The 21,101-nt window shown below is 68.9% G+C and carries 14 protein-coding genes; 4 read left to right on the top strand and 10 right to left on the bottom strand.

The genetic code is table 11. From position 1 onward, the window contains the following. On the bottom strand, positions 1-738 hold a 738-nt coding region (locus HUA76_RS20705), incomplete at its 3' end, for an SDR family oxidoreductase (protein ID WP_174461861.1). Positions 739-862: 124 nt separating this feature from the next. On the opposite strand from HUA76_RS20705, the gene HUA76_RS20700 reads away from it, so the two are divergent. Further along, the gene (locus HUA76_RS20700; protein WP_174461860.1) at positions 863-1,870 is read left to right on the top strand and encodes a YafY family protein; all 1,008 of its coding nucleotides are present in this window, start codon (positions 863-865) and stop codon (positions 1,868-1,870) included. Between the two features lie 494 nt (positions 1,871-2,364). Here the strand turns inward: HUA76_RS20700 and HUA76_RS20695 are convergent, their stop codons facing one another. The 7 genes from HUA76_RS20695 to HUA76_RS20665 all read right to left on the bottom strand — a co-directional run bounded on the left by HUA76_RS20695 (position 2,365) and on the right by HUA76_RS20665 (position 13,323). Further along, on the bottom strand, positions 2,365-3,672 hold the full coding sequence (locus HUA76_RS20695; RefSeq protein ID WP_174462010.1) for a sigma 54-interacting transcriptional regulator: 1,308 nt from the start codon (positions 3,670-3,672) through the stop codon (positions 2,365-2,367). A 170-nt stretch (positions 3,673-3,842) separates the two neighbouring features. Continuing rightward, a complete protein-coding gene (locus HUA76_RS20690) occupies positions 3,843-6,443 on the bottom strand; it encodes an RCC1 domain-containing protein (protein ID WP_174461859.1) in 2,601 nt (866 codons plus the stop codon). Between the two features lie 14 nt (positions 6,444-6,457). Beyond that, complete coding sequence (locus HUA76_RS20685) at positions 6,458-7,990, bottom strand: S8 family serine peptidase (protein WP_174461858.1); 1,533 nt, start codon at positions 7,988-7,990, stop codon at positions 6,458-6,460. A gap of 40 nt (positions 7,991-8,030) precedes the next feature. Continuing rightward, on the bottom strand, positions 8,031-8,819 hold the full coding sequence (locus HUA76_RS20680; RefSeq protein WP_174461857.1) for a hypothetical protein: 789 nt from the start codon (positions 8,817-8,819) through the stop codon (positions 8,031-8,033). Continuing rightward, positions 8,816-9,925 carry a Hint domain-containing protein gene (locus tag HUA76_RS20675; RefSeq protein ID WP_174461856.1) on the bottom strand — a complete coding sequence of 370 codons (1,110 nt, stop codon included), beginning with the start codon at positions 9,923-9,925 and terminating at the stop codon, positions 8,816-8,818. Before HUA76_RS20675 ends, HUA76_RS20680 begins: the two co-directional genes overlap by 4 nt. Positions 9,926-9,984: 59 nt before the next feature. Continuing rightward, positions 9,985-11,970 (bottom strand): HEAT repeat domain-containing protein, encoded by a 1,986-nt coding sequence (locus tag HUA76_RS20670; RefSeq protein WP_174461855.1) that lies wholly within the window; start codon positions 11,968-11,970, stop codon positions 9,985-9,987. 165 nt (positions 11,971-12,135) lie between these two features. Further along, complete coding sequence (locus tag HUA76_RS20665; protein ID WP_174461854.1) at positions 12,136-13,323, bottom strand: hypothetical protein; 1,188 nt, start codon at positions 13,321-13,323, stop codon at positions 12,136-12,138. 421 nt (positions 13,324-13,744) lie between these two features. On the opposite strand from HUA76_RS20665, the gene HUA76_RS20660 reads away from it, so the two are divergent. Next, positions 13,745-16,567, top strand: a complete 2,823-nt coding sequence (locus HUA76_RS20660) for a serine/threonine-protein kinase (protein WP_174461853.1) — start codon at positions 13,745-13,747, stop codon at positions 16,565-16,567. Here HUA76_RS20660 and HUA76_RS20655 read toward each other — a convergent pair. Further along, positions 16,557-17,519, bottom strand: coding sequence for an SDR family oxidoreductase (locus HUA76_RS20655; protein ID WP_371823503.1), 963 nt, complete (start codon positions 17,517-17,519; stop codon positions 16,557-16,559). The two genes, HUA76_RS20660 and HUA76_RS20655, sit on opposite strands and share 11 nt — an antisense overlap. A gap of 199 nt (positions 17,520-17,718) precedes the next feature. On the opposite strand from HUA76_RS20655, the gene HUA76_RS20650 reads away from it, so the two are divergent. Together HUA76_RS20650 and HUA76_RS20645 are read left to right on the top strand one after the other, a co-directional pair. Beyond that, entirely contained in the window at positions 17,719-18,543 is an 825-nt protein-coding gene (locus HUA76_RS20650; protein WP_254614351.1) for a tetratricopeptide repeat protein, read from the top strand. Next, the gene (locus HUA76_RS20645; protein WP_174461851.1) at positions 18,540-20,678 is read left to right on the top strand and encodes a putative metal-binding motif-containing protein; all 2,139 of its coding nucleotides are present in this window, start codon (positions 18,540-18,542) and stop codon (positions 20,676-20,678) included. The genes HUA76_RS20650 and HUA76_RS20645 overlap by 4 nt, the downstream gene beginning before the upstream one ends. 46 nt (positions 20,679-20,724) lie before the next feature. Here HUA76_RS20645 and HUA76_RS20640 read toward each other — a convergent pair whose 3' ends face one another. Beyond that, positions 20,725-21,012 carry a hypothetical protein gene (locus HUA76_RS20640; protein WP_174457122.1) on the bottom strand — a complete coding sequence of 96 codons (288 nt, stop codon included), beginning with the start codon at positions 21,010-21,012 and terminating at the stop codon, positions 20,725-20,727. Positions 21,013-21,101 lie beyond the last annotated feature (89 nt).

The raw sequence follows: 21,101 nt of genomic DNA, 5'->3' as shown, positions 1-21,101 counted from the left end.
GAGCGCGGCGACGGCGCGGCCGACGTAGGACGGTGACTCGGAGGCGATGAAGTCCGGCTCCACTTTCGCGCCGTCGCGCCAGTTCGCCTCGGTGACGCCGAAGCCCTCCAGCATCTCCTCGGAGCGCAGGAAGCCGGGCGTCACGGCGAGCGCGGTGACGCGGGTGCGACGCAAGTCTCGCGACATGGCGAACGCGAGCCGGATGACGCTCATCTTCGCGACGTCGTAGATGACGCTGCCGCGGTAGCCGAAATGGTCTCCGTCGGTGATTTCGACGACGAGGCCCCGCTCCTGCCCAAGCATGAGCGGAACGGCGTGGCGGCTGGTGAGGATGTGGGTGAGCACGGCGCGCTCCAACACGGTGCGCGCGTGCTCGGGAGACTGCTTCCAGAAGGGCACGCCGAGCTCGGAGATGGCGTCGCAGCCCCAGATGTCATTCACCAGGATGTCGAGCCGCCCCTGCTCCTTCTGGATGCGCGCGCAGAGGGCGGCGACCTCCTCCGTGACGGTGTGGTCGCACCGCACGGCGATGCCGTGGCCCCCCAGCGCGGTGACCTGCTCCGCGGTCTCCTCGAGGACCTCCGGGCGCTTCGAGCCAGAGGCGGGACGGCCGCGCACGCTGCGGCCCGTGCAGTACACGGTGGCGCCGGCCTCGCCGAGCCGGGTCGCGATGCCCCTGCCCGCGCCCCGCGTGGCTCCCGCGACCAGGGCGATGCGTCCTTCGAGTGGCTTCTTCATGGTGTCTCTCCTCGGACCGGCGGAGGTGGGGTGCGGATGGCCGGTGATGGGAACACCTTACGGAGGCAATCATGACATCCCCTGTCATGATGGCCCGCGTACAGTGCGCGGTGGGATTTCCGACATGCGTGCCGACCGACTCGTCAGCCTGATGATGTTGTTGCAGACCCGTCCGAAGCGGACGGCGGGAGAGCTCGCGCGCGAACTCCAGGTCTCCGAGCGCACCATCCACCGGGACCTCGACGCGCTGTCTGCTTCGGGCGTGCCGGTGTACGCGACGCGCGGGTCCGCGGGAGGCGTCGCGCTGCTCGATGGGTGGAAGACGCAGCTCACGGGGCTGACGCGCACGGAGCTGCAGGCGCTGGCGGCGATGAGCGCCACGCCAGGGGGACTGAGCGACCTGGGCCTGTCCGCGCCGCTGAGCAGCGGGTTGGTGAAGCTGGCGGCGGCGCTGCCCGTGTTGCAGCAGCCCGCGATGGAGTACGCACGGCAACGGCTGCACGTGGATGCCTCCGGCTGGTTCAAGGAGCGCGAGTCGGTGCCCCACCTGGAGGTGCTGCGCGAGGCGGCGTGGCAGAACCGGAAGGTGTCGCTGACGTACCGGGACTTCGATGGGAAGCAGAGCCGGCGCGCGGTGGACCCGTATGCGCTCGTGCTCAAGGCGGACCGCTGGTACCTGGTCGCCGGGACGGAGAAGGGCCCGCGTGTGTACCGGGGCTCGCGAATCGAAGGTGTCCGACAGCGCGGGGAGTCCTTCGAGCGGCCCGCGCGCTTCGACTTGCCCGCGTTCTGGCGCGAATGGTGCGCGCGCTTCGCGGAAAAAGGTGCGCGGTACGAGGTGACGCTGCGGCTGACGACGGACGCGGAGGCGACCTTGCGGCGGATTCGTCCGCCCGCGGAGGCGCCACGGTTCGATGCGGGGCAGATGGAGGACGGGCGAAAGACTGTCATCGTGGACTTCGAGCGGGAGACCATCGCGCTGGGCCAGCTCTGTGAGGTGGGCAGTGGCTTCGAGGTGGTGGAGCCCGTGCCGCTGCGAACCCGAATGATTGCCCTGGCAACGGGGATTCTCGCGGCGCACCCGCGCACATCGACAGACGCGAATGCGATACCTCGTCCGCGGCCCACGTAAGGCCTTGCGTCGACCCGGTCCTCTCACTGGAAGCCATGCCAACGCAGCCAGGCATGAATCAGTCCGCAATCCCGAGACTCATCAGGGTCATCCCACGGATGAGCCTCACACTGACCCTCGCGGGGGAAGCCCTGGCGCAGCCCGTCGGTTCGCGGGCGACGCGGATTGCCACCGCGTCCGATGCCTTTCAGGGGCGACTGCGCGACGCGGCCCGGCTCTACGAGGACCGAGCTGGCCCTGGTGCCAGACCATGCCGCTGATGAGGCAGCGGGGTTGCGCGTGGAGCCCGCGACCGGACCGAGGTCTCGGCTCCGCCCCATCTCGATGGTCCTCGCGGGGGGCGGGACTCGCGGAGGGAGGGCTCGGGAGCTACTTCGGACTTCGCTCCCAGGGAAACATCCAGGATGCCCGCGCGGCCTCCGTGGTCGACGCACAGCGCGAGCATCTGGACTCGGCGCGGGATCAAGCCCAACAGACGCGCAGCGCTCCCTGCGTCACGCCGAATCCTTGCTCGCGTGCAGCCCGTACTTCTTGAGCAGCTTGCGCACATAGAGCCGCGCGAGGCCCGCTTCACGTGAGGCCCGTGAGATGTTGCCCCCGCAGCGCTCCAGCAGATTCTTGAGGTAGTCGCGCTCGAAGCCATCGATGAGGCGCTCCTTGGCCTCCTTGAAGGGCATCTCCAGCTCGGCGCTGGTGAAGCGCGCCCGCTCCGAGGCAGACATCTCCGGCAGCGCGTGCTCTCCCAGGTTCACCACGCGCTGGACCACGTTGCGCAGCTCGCGCACGTTGCCGGGCCACGGGTACTGCTCCAGCAAGGCCCGCGTCTGCTCGGACAGCGCGCTGGGCGGCCGGCCCAGCCGCTCCAGCATCGTGTCCACCAGCAGCGGGATGTCCTCGGGGTGCTCGCGCAGCGGCGGCAGCGTCACCCGCAGCACCGCGAGCCGGTGGAACAGATCCTCGCGGAACCGGCCCTCCTTGACGTCCGCCTCCAGATTCCTGTGCGTCGCCGCCACCACCCGCACGTTCAAGGTGCGGTACTCGTTGGCGCCCACCCGCTTCACCTGGCGCCCCTCCAGCACTCGCAGCAGGCGCGGCTGGAACTCCAGCGGCAGCTCCCCCACCTCGTCCAGGAAGACGGTGCCTCCATCCGCCTGCTCGAAGGCCCCAGGCCGATCCGAGTGGGCTCCGGTGAACGCTCCCTTCACGTGGCCGAAGAGCTCGGACTCCACCAGCGACGGGGTGATGCCCGCGACATCCACGATGCTGAACGGCCCCCGGCTGCGCGGGCTGGCCGCGTGGATGCCCGCCGCGCACAGCTCCTTGCCCGTCCCCGTCTCGCCCTGGATGAGGACGTCCGCGTCCCCCGCCGCCAGCCGCTGCAGCAGCGTGAAGACCTCGCGCATCCTCCGGCTGCCCCCCACCAGCCCCCCGAACCGGGTGTTCGACGAGAGCGGGATGATGTGCTCGCGCACCTCCTCGGGGACGACCTTCAGCTCGGTGGCGCCCAGCCTGACGATGGCGCCCATGCGCAGCTCCAGCTCCCGGAAGCGCATGCGCTCGCAGAACGAGCCGTTGCGAGACCCCAGGTCCCGCGCCAGCACCCGATCCTCTCTCACCTCCAGAGACAAGTGCTGCCGGGAGACGGTCCGGTCGTTCAGGACGATGTCACACGCCGGTTCCGTCCCCAGCCGGTAGCTCCGGACCTGGAGCGAGAAGCTGCGGCCCGCGTCGCTCCCCGACAGGATGACGAGCTTCCGTCGAAGCATGGGCAGCAGGACCTCCGGATCGGGGGTCGTGCTCATCATCGACGACGGGCTCTTGTCATGCGGGGCCGGAACCACTGGTAGTAAGGGACGCTACCACCCGGAGCCGACCCAAGAAAACATCCTCCAAGCTGAAATCCCAGTTTTACGAGGGTCGTCTCCTGGCTCGCTCGACGGCGCGGCAAGCCAGGAGCGCCTCCGTCGGAGCCTCAGCGAATGCCCATGCCGACGCCACCTCCCCCGGGGAAGGTGATGCTCCCATCACCTGGGAGGTTCGTCACCTGCACCGGCGTCGGGCGCTGGGTGGTCGTCCCGTCGCCGAGCTGGCCGGCGCTGTTGTAGCCGCAGGCCCGGACGAAGGCGTCCTTGCGCAGCCCCATCATGTGGTTGTCGCCCGAGGAGAGGTCCACGACGGAGTTCAGGAGCGTCACGGTGGGGGTGCTGCGCGAGGTCGTCGACCCATCTCCGAGCTGGCCGTTGGGGTTGTAGCCAAAGGCCCACACCGTGCCGTCCCGCTTCAACACCGCCGTGAAGTACCCCCCCGCGGTGAGCGCGATGACATTGGTGAGGCCGGGGACCTGCACCGGCGAGTAGCGCTGGGTGGTCGTCGCATCGCCGAGCTGGCCGGAGGCGTTGTAACCCCAGGTCCACACCTGGCCGCTCGTCAGCAGCGCCACCGTGTGGTAGCCGCCCGCGGCGATGGCGATGGCATGACCGAGTCCGGGGACTTGCACCGGCACGGAATGGTTGGTGGTCGTCCCGAGGCCCAACTGCCCTAGGGGGCCGTAGCCCCAGACCCAAAGGGTGCCATCCGCCTTCACCGCCACCGTGTGGAAGTAGCCCGCGGCGATGGAGACGACATTCTCGAGGGACGGCACCTGCACCGGCGAGGAGCGATGGGTGAAGGTCCCGTCTCCGAGCTGGCCGTAGAGGTTGGAGCCCCAGGCCCACACGGTGCCGTCCGCCTTCAGCGCCACCGTGTGCGTGGAGCCCGCGGCGATGGCGGTGACGCCGTCCAGCTCCGGCACGGACTGCGGTGTGAGCTGGTTGGCGTTCGTCCCGTTGCCGAGCTGGCCATAGGAGTTGTAACCCCATGTGGCCACGGTGCCGTCCTCGCTCAGCGCCACCGTGTGGTTGACCCCCGCCTCCACGTCGATGACGCCGCTCAGGCCCGGGAGCTGCGTGGGCGTGACGACCTGGGTGGTCGTCCCGTTGCCCAGCTGGCCATAGGCATTGTAGCCCCAGCTCCATACCGTCCCACCGGCCCCCAGGGCCACCGAGTGAGCATTGCCGCCAGCGGTCTTCACGATTCCGCTGACCACGACGGCCGCGGGGGAGGAGCGCTGGGTGGTGGTCCCATCACCGAGTTCGCCGTTGGTGTTGTAGCCCCAGGCAAACAGGGTGTGCACCTGGGACATGTTCACCTTCTTCCGCTCGGCCACGGAGGAGTAATAGCCCGCGCCGAACGAGCGCACCCCCACGAGCGGGACCTGCACTGGCACGGAGCTGCTGAGGGTGTTCCCGGTGCCCAGCGCGCCGTAGAAGTTGTCGCCCCAGGCATACAAGGTGCCATCCTGCCGCTTGGCCAGGGTGTGATAACCGCCCGCGTCGATCTCGACGGCTTGGGTGAGCACCGCCACCTGCACCGGGATGGAGCTGTTGGTGGTCGTCCCGTTGCCCAGCTGACCCGCGCTGTTGTAGCCCCAGCCCCACGCCGTGCCGTCCCACTTCAGGGCGACCGTGTGGACGATGCCTCCGGAGAGCGCGCGGACGCCGGTGAGGCTCGCCACCAGCACGGGCCTCGACCTGTTGAGGGTGGTCCCGTCCCCGAGCTGTCCGTAGGCGTTGCTCCCCCAGCTCCAGGCGCTTCCGTCCTTCTTCACCGCCAACGTGTGCCACAAGCCCGCGGCGATGCTGGTGACACCACTGAGGTTGGGCACCTGGATGGGGAGCAAGCTGTTGGTGGTGGTCCCATTCCCGAGCTCTCCTGATGAGTTGATTCCCCAGGTCCACACGGTCCCATCCGCCTTCAGCGCCACCGTCCGCGAGCCAGCGGCCGCCACCGCGACGACGTCGGTCAGCTCCGGCACCTGCACAGGCACCGTGCGCATCGTGGTGGTGCCGTCTCCGAGCTGGCCGTAGGCGTTGGAGCCCCACGTCCACACGCTCCCGTCCTCTTTCACCGCCACCGAGTGCTCGGCTCCGGCCGAAGTGGAGACGACATGGCGCAGGCCCCTCACCCGCGTCGGCGCGTGACGCTGGGTCCTCTGCCCATTGCCCAGCTGGCCATAGGAGTTGTAGCCCCAGGCCCACACGTTGCCGCCCGACTTCACCTCCAGCGTGTGGTAGCCGCCCGGGTTCACGCTCGGGCAGAACTGGACGAAGTTGCGGAGCACCTCCCGAGAGATGCCGCATTTGGCGCGGTTGCCATTGCTGTCGATGATCATGGGGGAGGCCTTCACCACGAAGGAATGCACCCCACAGCCGAGTCCGGCCGCGGCCTCGCTGAAGAACCACTCCCCCTGCTCTCCTACGCGCTCATCGAAGCCGTGGTCCGCGCCGTCCACGGAGTACTCCAGGTACACCGCGTTGGCGCCGTTGCCCACCACCCAGGAGCCTGCGCCCGCCAGCTCTCCCGCGAAGGAACTCACCCCCTCCACCTCGAGCGAGTCGAAGCTCACTCCCACGCACAGCGCCGACTCCTGGGTGGCCAGCGTCACATCCGACGCGCTCACGTCCTCGCCGGCGGGCACACCACACGCCGCCACGAGCGCAAGGGTCGACGTCCACAACACGTTCCAGCGCTTCATCGCTTGTGTCCTCATCAGTATTGGCCCTTCAAGGTGGTGGTGTAGGTGGAGAAGGCTCCCAGTTGGATGAGCCAGGTGCCCGCCGCGGGGTTGTTCACCACGCAGGTCTCGTTGTTGCCCTTGCGCAGCGGACGGCACTGGTAGGCGTGCAGCTCCGGGAACCTGCCGTGGCGGATGTAGAGGTCCGCGTCCCCGGTGCCCCCGGAGATGGAGAACGTCACCGAGGGCCGGCCCGCGGGGACGTCCAGCTTGAAGTTCTGCCGGCCGCCCGTGACGTCGGACACGCTCACGCCCGCGCCGTTGACAAGGGGCGTGGCGTGAGGGCGCTTGTACAACAGCAGGTTGGGTGAACTCGTGTCACCGAAGTCCAGCTCCACCTGCCCCACGCTCGCGTCGTTGATGAGTCGCGCGGGGATGTCGGCGGGAGCGACGCCGTTGGCCAGCAGGATGGCCGCCGCGCCGCTCACGTGTGGCGCGGCGAAGGAGGTCCCCTCGAGCGGGAAGAAGGTCGAGTCTGTGTCACTGGTCGAGCTCACGGAGCGGAGGTTCGCGCCCGGAGCCCAGAGGTCCAGACACCCTCCCTTGTTGGACGCGTTGGTGACGCCCACCCAGCGCGTCTGGCTCTCGTCGATCGCGCCCACCGTGATGATGCGCGTCCGGAAGGGGTGGACCGCATCCGGCTGGAGGCGGGCCGGCGAACAGCCGCAGGCGTCGATGTTCGCGTTGCCCGCCGCGATCACCACGACGAGCCCGGGGTTCATCGCGACGACATCCACGGCGGCATCGATGGCCGGAATCTCGCTCGCGGCGGTGAAGCTCAGGTTGACGATGGCCGGCGTGTCGGCGTTGTTCGCCACCCACTCCAGCGCCGTCACCAGGCGATCCACGGTCGTCCCGAACTCGTTGAACGCCTTCACCGCGAGAAGGTTGACCTTCTTGGCGACGCCATGTGTCTTGCCGCCGATGATCCCCGCGACGGCGGTGCCATGCCCGGTGACGTCATCCCCGGTCTGGTCGGGGACAGCGTTGAACTCGACCTGGGCGCGCCCCTCGAACTCCAGGTGTGACGCCCGGATGCCCGAGTCGATGATGTAGACGTTGACGCCCGTCGCGTCCTCGGCCAGGTAGCTGTTGTCCAGCGGGAGGGTTTCCTGGTCGATCCGATCCAGGTTCCAGTCCGCGGGGCTCTGGACGCCCGAGGGCTGGACGATGCCATTCTCCAGGACGTAGTCCACCTGAGGAGCCTCGGCGAGCGCCTGGGCCTGCTCCTCGCTGGCGGAGACGAGGAAGCCACGAAAGGCGGTCTCGTGGGTGGTGAGGACGCGCGCACCGTACTGCCTGGCCAGCGCGCCCGCCTTCGCCGCCATGCTCGACAGACCGCGCCCGGGCTTCTCCTTCAGCACCACCAGGTACTCGCCCGTCACGGGGTTGTCGGCCCGCATCAACCGGCCCGGCCCTGACTTCCGGGGCGGCGCGGCGAGCACCCCCACCGAGGCCAGGACGAGGCCCAGGGTGATAAACCTGCTCAAGCTCTTCACGCTTCGCATCTGCTCTCCCTTTCAACCGATGAGTGGGTGGCGCGGCCCATCAGGGCGTCGCGCCACGGCGCGCCTGTGCTTGGACGCTCAGCTCCCGCTCCTTCACCCGACGACGCTGGTTGCGCGCGGCGAAGTGCTGCACCAGCTTCTCGAGCGGCGTCCCCTTCGCGGCCTCGACCAGGGCACCCGCTCTCGCGGGCTCTTGGTCCGCGAAGATTTCGAAGAGCTCCATCCGGGTCGCGGCCATCGAGCGCCTGGCGTCCGGCGACAGCTCCGCGGTGAACGAGTCCTTCAGGATGATGCGCTCGACCGTGGACACCAGCTGCGCGCGCGCCGGGTTCTGCCTCCAGGCCAGCGCCTCGCGCAGGTAGTCGATCCGCATCAGGCGCTTGAAGCTGGACTCCAGCGTCTCCTCGGCCTCCGTCGAGGTGCTCAGCGCCCGGCGCAGCTGCTCATGCATCCGCGTGTCGGCGAGCAGCGCCTCGTAGTCCTCGCGGCCGTTGGAATCGAGGAGGACATGCTCACGGAAGGAGTCGAACCGAGCCAGCTCCGGCTCCATCTTGAAGATCTCCGCCTTGACCCGGTCGGTGGTGGTGGTGAACTCGCCGGGCTCCCCGTCGCCCCCCGAGGCTGCCGCCGGTGCCGCGGACATGGGGGACGGGCGAGGCGCGGGGGTGGGCTCCGGCGCCGTGTCATGAGCCAGCGAGGTCGGTGCGGGAGAGACCTGCGCCAAAGCCGCCGTCACGGGGGCAGCGTCCTCCGCGCCGTCGAGCGCCGAGGCGATGAGCACCAGCCCCGCGAGCCCTGCGATGACGAGCAGGTAGAGAGGGCGCTTCATGGGCTCTCCACCTGGGGGAGCACGTCGGCGGGAATGCTCCGGTAGAGGATGATGCGGTTGAGGTAGCCCACCTCGTCGTTCTGGAACCGCACGGAGCCCACCAGGTAGCCCTGGGCCACGAGGATGTTGGACACCCGATCTGTCGTCACCGGCGCGAGGTTGTAGACCTTGCCGAAGAAGGTGGCCTTCTGGATGTCCGCGATGGGATCCAGGGTGCCATCGGCCTTCACCAGCGCGTCGCCCACCTTGAGGGTCTGCGCCTGCACAATGCGGCCCTCGCCGGTGATGACCGGGTGCTCGAGGGTGAGGCGGAGCTGACCGCCAGACCGGGCGGTGATGACAGAGAGCGTGTGCTCCGCGTCCCGGAGCTCTCGCGTGTAGCTGTAGGTGAGGTTCGGCTGGAGCCGGAGATCATCGAACGTGGAGTCCGGCGTCAGCGTGATCAAATCCTCACGCAGCGCCTCCATCGCCTCACGGATGGGGAGGTCGCCGTCGGCGAAGAGGATCTTCTGCTCGGCGGTGTAGCAGGCCGACTCGCAGTAGCCGTTCACATAGAAAGCGGTGAAGGCCGGCTGGGTGCTCTCCTTGTCGAAGTAGAGCCTGCAGTTCGCCAGCTCCTTGTGAGGGAAGAGCTGGAGGTTGTCCCCATCGGCGATGTCGGGCGTCGTGCCGAAGGTGGGGTAGAGCGGGCGTCCCTTCCTCCGCCACGAGTCGCGTGACCACTGCTGGTAACCGTCGGTGTCCAACGCCTGGTAGGTGGGGCCCGAGTTATAGAGCGCGAACATGGCCGCGTTATTCACCTGGAAGTTCGAGCCCGCGAACGAGCCCTCTCCCATCGAGTTCCGCTCCAGGTCCGACTCCAGATAGTCCTTCAGCGTCCCACCACTCGCGGAGCTCAGGCCCGTGTTGAACGCGGCCCCCGGATGCCCGACGTTCTGGTTCAGCGCGCACTTGCGAGCCCACTCGACTCGCAGCTTCGCCATGTCACTCGTCGACAGGTTGTCGACGGTGCATCGGCCCAGCAGCAGAGGTTGCGCCCGCACCTGTGCTGGCAACACCATCGTCACCACCACCAGGGCCATGGCCCCGCAGATCTTTCGCGACATCGGAATGTCCTTGCTTGTTCATGCCGCGCCATGCGGCGCGGAAAGCCGGTGAGTGTTCGTTACGGAGAGGAGCTGCGCGTCGTGGGCGTGTTGACGAAGACCGCGGCCGCCTGCCGGAGGTCCGGGTTCGCGTCGTGTTGGCTGGCCCAGGCCAACAAGGGCAGGGCCTCAGGCACCAGGGCACGCTGGTCACCCAGCAGGTGGATCACCTCGCTCCTCACCCCGTCCGCGGGATCCATGCGCAGCGCCTGCGCCAGGGCGGGCAGCAGGGGCGCCAGGGGCCGGAAGTTGCTGGCGAAGACGGCGGCCTGGCGGACCTCCGGGGCCGGATCCTTGAGAAGATGCATGGCGAGGAGCTGGTCGGCGCGAGGGTCCTCGATGATGCGCAGCGCATTGAGCGCGGCCTGGCGCACCCGGGGATCCTGCGATTGGAGCGCGTCCTCCAGCGTGGCGAGCGCGCTCGGCGAGCGGGTGTTGCCCAGGCTGTTGAGCGCCCCCACCCGCGCCTCCGCGGTGGAGGCGGAGCGATAGCCACGGGTGAGCTCGCCGACCAGGTCCTCCGCGCCCTTGGGGTCGGTGTCGGTCAGCTGGGCCGCGGCGTTGCCGAGCGCCAGGCTGGCCGTGTCGCGCAGCATCCCGTCCTCTTCGCCCGCCACGCCGCGAAGGGCCTCGAGGCCCTCAGCCGTGGGATCCTTCGCCACGCCCAGCGCGGCCACCGAGTCCATGCGGATGTCATGGGGGATGGAGCGATCACCCGTGACCTCCGCCAGGGCCTGAATGGCCTCGCGGGTGCTGGCCGCGGAGAGCGCGCCGAGCATGGGGCTGGCCGCGAGCGGAGCCATGCCCGCGCGGATGATGACGGGGACCTTCGCGGCCTCGGAGGGGTGGAGCATGAAGAGCGCGCGCAGCCGCTCCAGGGCAATGGAGCGCACCTCGTCACGAGCCGTGGGCTCCTCCGGGAGCGCACGCAGTTCCTTGATCAGCGTGTCGAAGTCCTTGCCGCCCAGCACCTGGCGGTACTGGTCCATCGGGTCCTGCTCCATGCCCTGGAAGGCGGACATGGCGGCGGAGCTCAGCGAGGCCCGGCGCGCCACGAATGCGCCAATCAACGTCGGGTCCACGCGGCGCTCCAGCAGGCTCAGGCTCAGAGAGGACTCATAGGTGGTGGGGGACATGGTCTGGCCCGCCTCCACCTCCACCCGCTCCTGGGCATCGAGCGAGCTCGTCCAGAGGTCCTGCTCCAGCGCGAAGGTGCTTCGGGCGCTCACGTCGATGCGGACCTGCTCGCCCAGCGGCTCGAGCCCCTGCGGGAAAGCCACGTGGGAGTAGGACAGCTTGCGCTTTTCGAAGCGGTCCGGCTCCAGGCGTTGGTACCCGGCGCTGTACCGCCCCGTGGTGTCGAACTCCTCCGCCCTCCAGGTGGCGCCCGGCGCTCCGACCACGACGAACTGGGAGCTCGCCACGATGGACCGGAGGATGCCTCGCACGAGCGGGTCGGCCGCCTGCTCGAAGTGCGTGAGCGTCACCCGACCGCTCGTGTCGTGCGTGAGGAAGAAGGGGAGCTGCAACGCCGTGGCGAGGTTTTGCTGGACGTCGGGGGCGACAGGGCCATTGTCGCCGACCTCCACCGTCAGCGAGGAGAGCTGCAGGCTCACCCGCGCGTCGACGCGCTCGGCCTCCGCGGAGACGACCCCCACGGTCCACTCGCCCCGGAGGATGAACCTCATGCCGGGCAGCACCTGCGCGCCAGGCTGGGTGGGGCGGAAGGAGATCTTCTGCGCGGCGTTCAGGGCGTAGCGGTAGAGCGCCCCGGGGATCCACGCCCGCGTCCCCGCCAAGGGCCTGTGAGACACGCCCTGGGGCTGCGTCGACAGGCCCGCCACCGCGGGAGCGGCCTGGGGGGACCGCGACGTCTCCGAGGGGGCCACCGCGACGGACCGGGATGCCCACCCCCAGAGCCCCAGCAGGCTCACGAGGAGGAGGGGGAGCCCCACCCCGAGGACCTTGCTGAAGGGCTTGCCGCCCACGTTCACCGACTTCCGCATGGGAAACTCCCGAGTCAGCGGCCTTGGCCGCTTCAGTTCTGGTTGGAGGGGTGGGCCCGGTCTCCTCGGCCGATTTCTCAGTCGAGGAGCCAGCGCCCGGTCATCCCGCCCCGCGCGCGGCCAGCGCCTCCGGGACGCGGCCGCGCGGTGGCAGGGTCAGCCTGGCTAGCAGCCCGAGGCCGAGATGGAGCCGGAGGCGTTGTACAGGACGACGTTCCTCACGATGCCGGACCAGTTCGCGATGGTGACGTTCCAGGTCTTCTTGAAGAACAGGAGCTTGATCTTCACGAACCCCGTCAGCGTGCCCGAGAGCGCGTTCAGGTTGAGGGGCGCCTTGAGCTGCCATGAAGCCATGCAGAGGCCCCAGTCGAGGCTGGCCAGGGGCGCCACCGTGGCGTTGATCAGCTGCAGGGAGCCGGTCACGCCAAAGCTGGCGATGGCGACGTTCACCGCCGCGGAGGCCACCACGTTGGCGAAGCCGCCCACGGTGCCGGTGATCGCGGCGAGCAGGGGGTTCACCTGGCCATTCACGCGCATCGTCACGCCGCCCGTCAGCGAGGCCTTCACGGTGAGCGGGACAGGGCCGACCATGAACGTCTTGGACACGGAGAAGAAGGACCGGCTCCAGTTGATCGGGGTCGTCGCGAAGTTGCCGGAGAGGCTGGTGCTCCAGATCATCGCGCTCATGGCGTACAGCGCCGCGCTGCCGCTGTTGCAGCCGCCCTGCTGCCCGCAAACGGTGGCGCGACCGCGCACCAGCTCCTTCTGGATGTTGAAGGCGGTGCCGTGGACCCGGCCCTCGGTGAGCGCCTCCTGCTTCTTCGCCGTGGTGCTGGTGGCGGGCGTCGCGGTGATGGCCGCGCTGACGTTGTAGCCAGCGCCGAAGATGTTGTTACCGAACAGCTCGGTGCGCTGGTAGCTCTTGGTGATGGGCCCGGTGAGCGCCGCCCCCAGCCCCGCGGAGCTCAGCCCGGCCAGGTCCTGCGTCGGCACCGTCTCCGTCGGCAGCGGCACGTTCTGCGTGGTGGCCTCCGGAATGGTTTTCTGGCCGTACTGCAGGTGCCTCATGCCGTCATTCATGTCGAGATAGACGGGCGCGTTGAGCAGCTCCGACTCGCCCTGGACGACGGCGTCCTGCTCGGGCGGCGTGTAGGTGCTGCTCGGGTTGAACGGGAGGATCGGCGTCTCCCACGGAGTCTTGTCGTCCAGCTGGGTGTTGGACGGATAGAGGGTGTACGGGTACTTCGCCGAGTCGACGACATACGGCGTGGTGTCTTGGTAATCCTGCGCGGACGCGAAGGTGGACGCAGTGAGCGCCAGGAGCGCCAGGGCCTTGGATACTGCACTCATCATGGTGAGCCTCTCCAGTGAACGGTTACGGCGCGCGGCCCTTGTGCACGCAGCGCGCCACCCTCGCTGGGACGGCTCTATCTCCGCAGAGCCCTTTGATATCCTGGGGTTGGCTTCTTCCTGAGCCCTGGTAACGATTGTTGTCACTGATAACGCGTGTGCCCAGGGAGGGCCCTCAGCGTGATCACACCCGTTTCCAGCGCCTCGACACTCCAGCGGCCCTGAGCGCGGCGGACGCGTGGGTAAGCCCCCGCGAAGCGGGCTCCAGGCACCGGTCTCCCGCGTGTCAAAGTCGCGCCCTGGTAACAACGGGTACCACCCGAGCAGCCGCGCGCGTCATCGGTCCCTGCGCCTGGATACAGTAGTATCCGCGCCACGCCGCCGACGGGGCTGGAGAGTGCAGCATGTACGGGGAGAGGCGGCCATGAGGAACGAGCATTGGGAGAAGGCCTCTCGCGGCGGGCATGCCGAGGAGGTCCCTTCCCGCGACGGGGAGTCGCTGCCCAGGCTCGAAGACGGGGGGCCCACCACCTGGCCCTATGAAGGGGAGCCCACGAAGGCTCCCCCCCTCGAGCCCGGCTTCACGCTGCTGGGTCGCTATACGGTGCTGGGCACGCTGGGCCAGGGCAGCATGGGGGTGGTCCTGAGCGTGTATGATGCGCGGTTGGATCGGCGCGTGGCGCTCAAGCTGCTGCGCCCCTGGAGCGCGGGAGAGAGCCGCCGCGACGAGGAGCAGGCCCGGTTCGTGCGCGAGGCGCAGGCGATGGCCCGCCTGAGCCACCCCCAGGTGGTGGCGGTGTACGACGCGGGCACCCTGGAGGACGGCGCGCTCTTCATCGCCATGGAGTATGTGGAGGGGCAGACGCTGCGCCGTTGGCAGCAGGGGCGCCCGTGGGCCGAGGTGCTGGCGCAGTACCTGGCAGCAGGACAGGGGCTGGCCGCCGCCCACGAAGCGGGCCTCATCCACCATGACTTCAAGCCGGACAATGTGCTGGTGGGCCAGGACGGGCGGGCACGGGTGACGGACTTCGGCCTGGCCTGGCTCGAGTCCGCCTCGGTGGACGAGCCGCGCGAGGTCCCCGCGCAACGCCTCCCCGCGCCGCCGGCCGTGGCGCTCGCGCCGCTGACCACGCGCTCGAGCCAGTGGATGGGGACGCCGAGCTACATGGCGGACGAGCAGTTCCGAGGCCAACGGGGAGACGCGCGCAGCGACCTGTATGCCTTCTGCGTGTCCCTCTATGAGGGGCTGTACGGCCAGCTCCCCTTCCAGGGCAACACCGTGGCGGAACTGCGCGCGGCTCAGCGCGCGGGCAGGGTGGAGCCGCCGGAGGACTCCCAGGTCCCCGCGTGGGTGGCGCGCACGCTCCTCCAGGGGCTGAGCACCGATCCGGCGAAGCGTCCCTCCTCCATGAAGGCGCTGCTGCACGCGCTGGCGGACGACCCGGAGAAGAAGCGGCGGGCGAGGCCCTCGCGCTGGGCCCTGGTCGGCGCGGTGGCGGCGGCGGGGCTGGCCTTGTGGGTGTGGGCTCGCCCGCAGGAGCAGGTGTGCGGTCGCATGGAGTTGCGGCTGAGCGGAGTCTGGGATGCGGCGGTCAGGGCCCGGCTGGAGCAGGGGCTGGTCGCCACGGGGGCACCCTACGCTCGGGCCACCGCCGAGCGGGTGGTGCAGGGGCTGGAGGCCTATGCGGGAGCCTGGGTGAGGCAGCGCACCGCGCTGTGCCTGAGCGCGAGCCAGGAGGGGCGCCCGAAGAACTCGGGGCTGCTGGTGCTGGAGGAGTCCTGCCTGGAGCGCAGGCGCGGCCAACTGCGCGCGCTCACCGAGCTGTTGTCCCAGAGTCCAGACACCCCCCTGGTGAGCAAGGCGGTGGAGGCGGTGCAGGCCCTGCCGCCGCTGGAGTACTGCGAGGACGCCAAGGCGCTCACCGCCGCGGTGCCGCCGCCCGAGGACCCGGTGGTGCGCGGGAAGGTGGAGGCGCTCCAGCAGCAGGTCGACTCCTTGCGGGTGCTGCTGGATACCCACCGCGTCCAGGAGGGGCTCGCGCTGGCGGACTCCCTGCTCCCCCAGGTGAAGGCGGCAGGCCACGCTCCGCTGGAGGCTCAGACCCTCTACCTCGTGGCATGGATGAGAGAAGGGGCAGGCGACTACCGAGCCACCGTGGAGGGCCTGCGCGAGTCCATGGAGGTGGCGGCCCGTGGCAGGGACAGCTACACGCTGGCCCAGGCCTCGAACTCCCTGGTCTGGGTGACGGGCAACCGCCTGAGGCGGCCGCACGACGCGCTGCAGATGGTGCCCATGGCGCAGAGCATGGTGGAGCTGGCGGACGATGACCGCATCCGCGCCTTTGCCTCCAACAGCGAGGGCACCATCCTCATGGCCGTTGGCAAGCACGAGCAGGCACGGCAGGCGTTCGAGCACGCCCTGGCGCTGAGGAAGAAGGTGTGGGGCCCCGAGCACTGGGAGGTGGCCTCCACGCTCCACAACCTGGGCCTGCTGTTCCAGAGCATGGGCCGGGTGGACGAGGCGCTCGAGGCCCATACCCTCTCGCTGGAGCTGCGGAAGAAGGTGTTGGGCCCGGAGCACCCACGGGTGGCCGAGTCCCTCAGAGACCTCGGCACCACGCTCCAGGAGATGGGCCGGTTCGAGGAGGCGCTCGAGGCCCAGGCGCGCGCCCTGGCGCTGAAGCAGAAGGTGCTGGGCTCCGAGCATCCGTCCGTGGCCGACTCGATCGGCGCGCGAGGCCACGTGCTCCGCGACATGGGGAGGGCCGAGGAGGCGCTCGAGGCCTACGCGCGCGCGCTGGAGCTGAACCTGAAGCTGCTGGGCCCCGAGAGCCCGCTCGTCGCCTGGGCGCTCACTGACCAAGGCGAGGCGCTGGTGGAGCTGGGTCGCCACGCGGAGGCGCGGGAGAAGTTCACGCGCGCCATGGCCTTTCAGGACAAGGTACTGGCGCCGGACGATCTGGGGCGCCTGTGGCCCCTGCTGGGGATGGGCCGGCTCTCTCTGGCCGAGGGCAAGCCCGCCGAGGCCGTGCCGTTCCTCGAGGGCGCCCTGAAGCTGACCTTGATCAACGAGAGGGCGCGGGTTCAATTCCCGCTGGCACGCGCGCTCTGGGACTCCCACGGAGACAGGGCGCGCGCCATCGAGCTGGCCACCCAGGCCCGCGACTACTGGAACGGCGTGGACCGAAAGGCGGACGCAGAGCGGGCCTCCCAGTGGCTGAAGCAGCACGCCACGTTCAGGCCCTGAGAGACGGAGCCTGTCGCGAGCCAGAGCGCAACCTGCAATGGTCGCCTGGTTCGGCTCCACCAACGGGATACTGGCGAGCCAGGGCACCGCGACAGGAGACTGCGCGGTGGGACCGCGGATCTTCATGAACATCCTGGGACTGGTCGGCTTCCGACCCCAGGGCGTGCTCGGCATCCTGGGTGAGCGCGGCGACGGCGCGGCCGACGTAGGACGGTGACTCGGAGGCGATGAAGTCCGGCTCCACTTTCGCGCCGTCGCGCCAGTTCGCCTCGGTGACGCCGAAGCCCTCCAGCATCTCCTCGGAGCGCAGGAAGCCGGGCGTCACGGCGAGCGCGGTGACGCGGGTGCGACGCAAGTCTCGCGACATGGCGAACGCGAGCCGGATGACGCTCATCTTCGCGACGTCGTAGATGACGCTGCCGCGGTAGCCGAAATGGTCTCCGTCGGTGATTTCGACGACGAGGCCCCGCTCCTGCCCAAGCATGAGCGGAACGGCGTGGCGGCTGGTGAGGATGTGGGTGAGCACGGCGCGCTCCAACACGGTGCGCGCGTGCTCGGGAGACTGCTTCCAGAAGGGCACGCCGAGCTCGGAGATGGCGTCGCAGCCCCAGATGTCATTCACCAGGATGTCGAGCCGCCCCTGCTCCTTCTGGATGCGCGCGCAGAGGGCGGCGACCTCCTCCGTGACGGTGTGGTCGCACCGGACGGCGATACCGTGGCCCCCCAGCGCGGTGACCTGCTCCGCGGTCTCCTCGAGGACCTCCGGGCGCTTGGAGCCAGAGGCGGGACGGCCGCGTACGCCGCGGCCCGTGCAGTACACGGTGGCGCCGGCCTCGCCGAGCCGGGTCGCGATGCCCCTGCCCGCGCCCCGCGTGGCTCCCGCGACCAGGGCGATGCGTCCTTCGAGTGGCTTAGGTGGGCGGTGGCTTCGAGGTGGTGGAGCCCGCGTCACTGCGAACCCGAATGATTGCCCTGGCGACAGGGCTTCTCGCGGCGCACCCGCGCACATCGACAGACGCGAATGCAATACCCCGCCCGCGGCCTTCGTAAGGCCTTGCGTCGACCCGGCCCTCTCGCCGGAAGTCATGCTAGCGTGGCCATGCATGGATAAGTCCGCATTCCAGAGATTCATCAGGGTCCTCCCACCATTGATGAGCCTCACCCTGGCCCTCGCGGGAGCGGCCTCGGCGCAGCCGGTCGTCTCGCGGGCGACGCGGATTGCGACAGCGCCTGATGCCTTTCAGGAGCGCCTGCGTGACGCGGCACGACTGTACGAGGAACTGGAGTACGAACAGGCATTGCTCGCGCTCTCGGATGCCAAGGCCCTGGCGAGGACCGAGGATGAGCGAGCCGATGCGTTGCTCTACGAAGGCCTGGTGCTGGCGGACCTCGGCCAGCGACAGAAGTCCCTCGTCGCCTTCCGGCAGGGATTGACGCTGCGTCCCCTGGCGTCGCTTCCCGTGAAGGTGTCCCCCAAGGTGCAACGGGACTTCGAGAACGTGCGCCGGGAGGTGTCGCGGGACCTTGCGCGGAATGCGCCCACGAACGCGGGCAGCACCGGTGCCACCGCCATGCCGGAGCCGAAGGTCCCCCACTCGGACAACCTGGAGCGTCCCATCCAGGAAGTCCCCGAGGTCGCACTGGTTCCAGTCCACCCGGAGGAGGAGGCCGCGGAGTTGCGAATGGCGCCTCCGAACGGAGCGCTGTCCAGGCTCCGCCCCATCTCGATGGTCCTCGCGGGGGCCGGGCTCGCGGCGGGCGGAGTCGGGAGCTACTTCGGACTTCGCTCCCGGGGGAACATCCAGAATGCCCGCGAGGCCACGCAGGTCGACGCACAGCGAGGGCATCTGGACTCGGCCCGGGGACAGGCACTCGCCGCGAATGTCCTGTTCGGCGTCGCGGTCACCTCGGTCGCGGGGGCGGTCATCACCTACTTCACCGGCTCCGAGTCCGAGAACGAGGAGGTGCATCCATGATGCGCCCTGCCCTCTTGTGCCTGCTGTTCGCCACGGCCTGCACAGTGCCAGACCTGGATGAGCTGTATCCGGACTGCGACGGCCATCTTGACCTCGAGACCGCTTTCGACGGTCAACCGGCCAATGCGGTGCTCGGCGGTGGCACCGCATGTCGAAGCATCCACCTCACGGTAGCCCTCGTGGAATTCAGCCCTCGCTGCGTGCTCGTCCGTGCCCGGGACGCGGGCAGCGGGAAGGAAGTCTCACAAACCTTCCGGGACGTCCTGATCGGCGCGGGGCCCGGCTTCAATCTTCGAGTCGTCGTCTCTCCACCCAAAGGTTGGGGACCCACCGTGGAAGTGGAGGCAAGAGCCTTCGAGCAGAGCTGCGAGGGAGTCGCGGTGGGGATCAACCTCGCGAGCGTCACGGTGGCCAACAACAGGGGGGTCCCCGCCACGCTCCGCATCGAGGCCCAGGACGCGGATCGGGATGGCTATGTCAGTCGCGTCAACGGCGGAACGGATTGCCAGGATGACCAGAGTGACATCAACCCCGGCGCGGAGGAGCGGTGCAACGCGCAGGACGACAACTGCGACGGAATCAACGATGAGGCGCACTTCAACCTGGGAGGTCAGTGCACGCTCAGCGCGGGGTGCCAGGGTGTCTACCGCTGCGACGTGACGGACCAACGCCTCTACTGCGACAGTCCCTCCGCGCGGTTGGCCTACCTGGACCAGGACCGAGATGGACATGGACAGAAGGGAGTCACCCCGACGACCTTCTGTGACGTGGTGCCAGCCGGCTACGTCACCGCCCCCCCGGATGACTGTGATGACACGAACGCCAGCATCTATCCGGGCGCGCTGGAGCGCTGCGACGGAGTCGACAACGACTGCGATGCAATCCTCGACGAGGGTTTCCCCGGGCTCGGCTCGACGTGCACGGATTCTGCGACGCAGTGCACGGGACAACTCCAATGCGACACAAGTGGCACCACTCTCGTCTGCGGGGCCACGCAGTCCGTCCCGGCCTGGTACCTGGACGAGGATGGCGACGGCTCTGGCCAGACCTCCGGAGCCATCCGCTCCTGCGTGCACCCCGCGGGCGACTACGTCAGCAACACCGGCGACTGCGACGATGGGAACCCCCTCACCCATCCTGGCGCGCCGGAGCTGTGTGACGACCTGGACAACGACTGCGACGGTCAGAAGGAAGGCCCGACCCAGTGCCCGGGAGGACTCACTCCCACCTGGGCCGGGCAGACGGTGGCCTCCACCAGCCAGACATGGATCTCCGCCTCCTCCTGGACTCGCGGCGGGGTCTGGGTGGGCGGCGACGAGAACTTTCGAGCAAGGCTGACCCCCGGGCAGGTGACGTTCACGGTCCTCTCGGACTTTGGCTGCGGCATGACGGACGCCGCGTGGACCAGCGTCTGGGCGGACCCGACCACCGGTCGCGCGTGGCTCGGCTCCGTCGACGGGAGGAAGGCCCGCCAGGACTCCTCGGCGTCGAATTGCGTCCAGGTCCAGAACGACAACCTGTGGGTCCACGGCATGGTGGGAGTGCGGAACAACAACGTGCTCACGCTCTATGGAGCGACCGACAGCCTGGCCTCGGACGAGGGCGCGGCCTTCACCTGGAACGGCACCGGAACACCGACCTACAACCCCATCAACAACAACTTTCACTATGTCTACGACGTGCATGGAGCGACGGCGGACACCGTCTTCATCGTGGGAGGCCCCGCGACGGACGCGCGTATCTATCGCTACAACCGAAGTTCCGGCGAGTGGGATACCGAGGCCGTCGAGGACGTCGCACCCGACCTCGACACGCTCCGGGGTGTCTGGGTGGCGAACGCCAGGCTGGCCTTCGCGGTGGGAGACACAGGCACCGTCCTGCGGTGGCACCTGGGTCAGTGGACCCGGCTGTCCTTTCCCACCACGCACGACCTGACCTCGGTCATCGCCTTTGGCGCGGGGTCCGCCTATGCGACCTGCAAGAGCGGACACGTCTACCGTTACAATGGGCAGACCTGGCAGCAGGTCCATTCCACGGGAGGCATCCGCCTCAATGACATCACGGGCACCGGCCCTGACGACCTCTGGGTCGTGGGCACCAGTGGCCGCATCCTCCACTGGCCCGCATGGCCTTGAGTGCGCCCCGGGTTGTGAATGAGCCCGGGCGCTCGGCTCGGCCTGGTCAGTAGGAGACAGGCACGAGAACGCCCGCGGCCACCACCGTGAGCACGAACAGGAGCGGCGTGGACACGATGATCCACAGCTTGTGATTCTCCAGCTTGTGCCCGAAGAACAGCCAGAGCAGCCCGGAGGCGGGAATCATCGAGGCGGCGGGGAAGGCCAACAGCTCCAAATCCGGGCCGCCACTGACGCCGCGACTTTCAAGCTCAATCGCGCGGATGAAGAACACGAGCAGCAAAGCCCCGCTGCCGCCAACCAGCCCGTAAAGCCATTTCTCTGCAAGGTGCATGGGCGCAAAGCCTACAATTTCATTCCGACAATGCGCATCCGCCCCAGGCCACTTTCCAGGGCCCCCACCCCCGCCGGGTGACATCGCCG

Source organism: Myxococcus sp. CA056 (assembly GCF_013336715.1).
Taxonomy (GTDB): domain Bacteria; phylum Myxococcota; class Myxococcia; order Myxococcales; family Myxococcaceae; genus Myxococcus; species Myxococcus llanfairpwllgwyngyllgogerychwyrndrobwllllantysiliogogogochensis.
Note: the sequence above shows the minus strand (reverse complement) of the source record. Positions and strands in the feature narration are given on the sequence as shown.

Excerpts from the sequence above, each read along its gene's own strand:
- HUA76_RS20700 (WP_174461860.1), top strand. The coding sequence starts at position 863 with ATGCGTGCCGACCGACTCGTCAGCCTGATGATGTTGTTGCAGACCCGT.
- HUA76_RS20695 (WP_174462010.1), bottom strand. The coding sequence starts at position 3,672 with ATGAGCACGACCCCCGATCCGGAGGTCCTGCTGCCCATGCTTCGACGG.
- HUA76_RS20690 (WP_174461859.1), bottom strand. The coding sequence starts at position 6,443 with ATGAAGCGCTGGAACGTGTTGTGGACGTCGACCCTTGCGCTCGTGGCG.
- HUA76_RS20685 (WP_174461858.1), bottom strand. The coding sequence starts at position 7,990 with ATGCGAAGCGTGAAGAGCTTGAGCAGGTTTATCACCCTGGGCCTCGTC.
- HUA76_RS20680 (WP_174461857.1), bottom strand. The coding sequence starts at position 8,819 with ATGAAGCGCCCTCTCTACCTGCTCGTCATCGCAGGGCTCGCGGGGCTG.
- HUA76_RS20675 (WP_174461856.1), bottom strand. The coding sequence starts at position 9,925 with ATGTCGCGAAAGATCTGCGGGGCCATGGCCCTGGTGGTGGTGACGATG.
- HUA76_RS20670 (WP_174461855.1), bottom strand. The coding sequence starts at position 11,970 with ATGCGGAAGTCGGTGAACGTGGGCGGCAAGCCCTTCAGCAAGGTCCTC.
- HUA76_RS20665 (WP_174461854.1), bottom strand. The coding sequence starts at position 13,323 with ATGATGAGTGCAGTATCCAAGGCCCTGGCGCTCCTGGCGCTCACTGCG.
- HUA76_RS20660 (WP_174461853.1), top strand. The coding sequence starts at position 13,745 with ATGAGGAACGAGCATTGGGAGAAGGCCTCTCGCGGCGGGCATGCCGAG.
- HUA76_RS20650 (WP_254614351.1), top strand. The coding sequence starts at position 17,719 with ATGAGCCTCACCCTGGCCCTCGCGGGAGCGGCCTCGGCGCAGCCGGTC.
- HUA76_RS20645 (WP_174461851.1), top strand. The coding sequence starts at position 18,540 with ATGATGCGCCCTGCCCTCTTGTGCCTGCTGTTCGCCACGGCCTGCACA.
- HUA76_RS20640 (WP_174457122.1), bottom strand. The coding sequence starts at position 21,012 with ATGCACCTTGCAGAGAAATGGCTTTACGGGCTGGTTGGCGGCAGCGGG.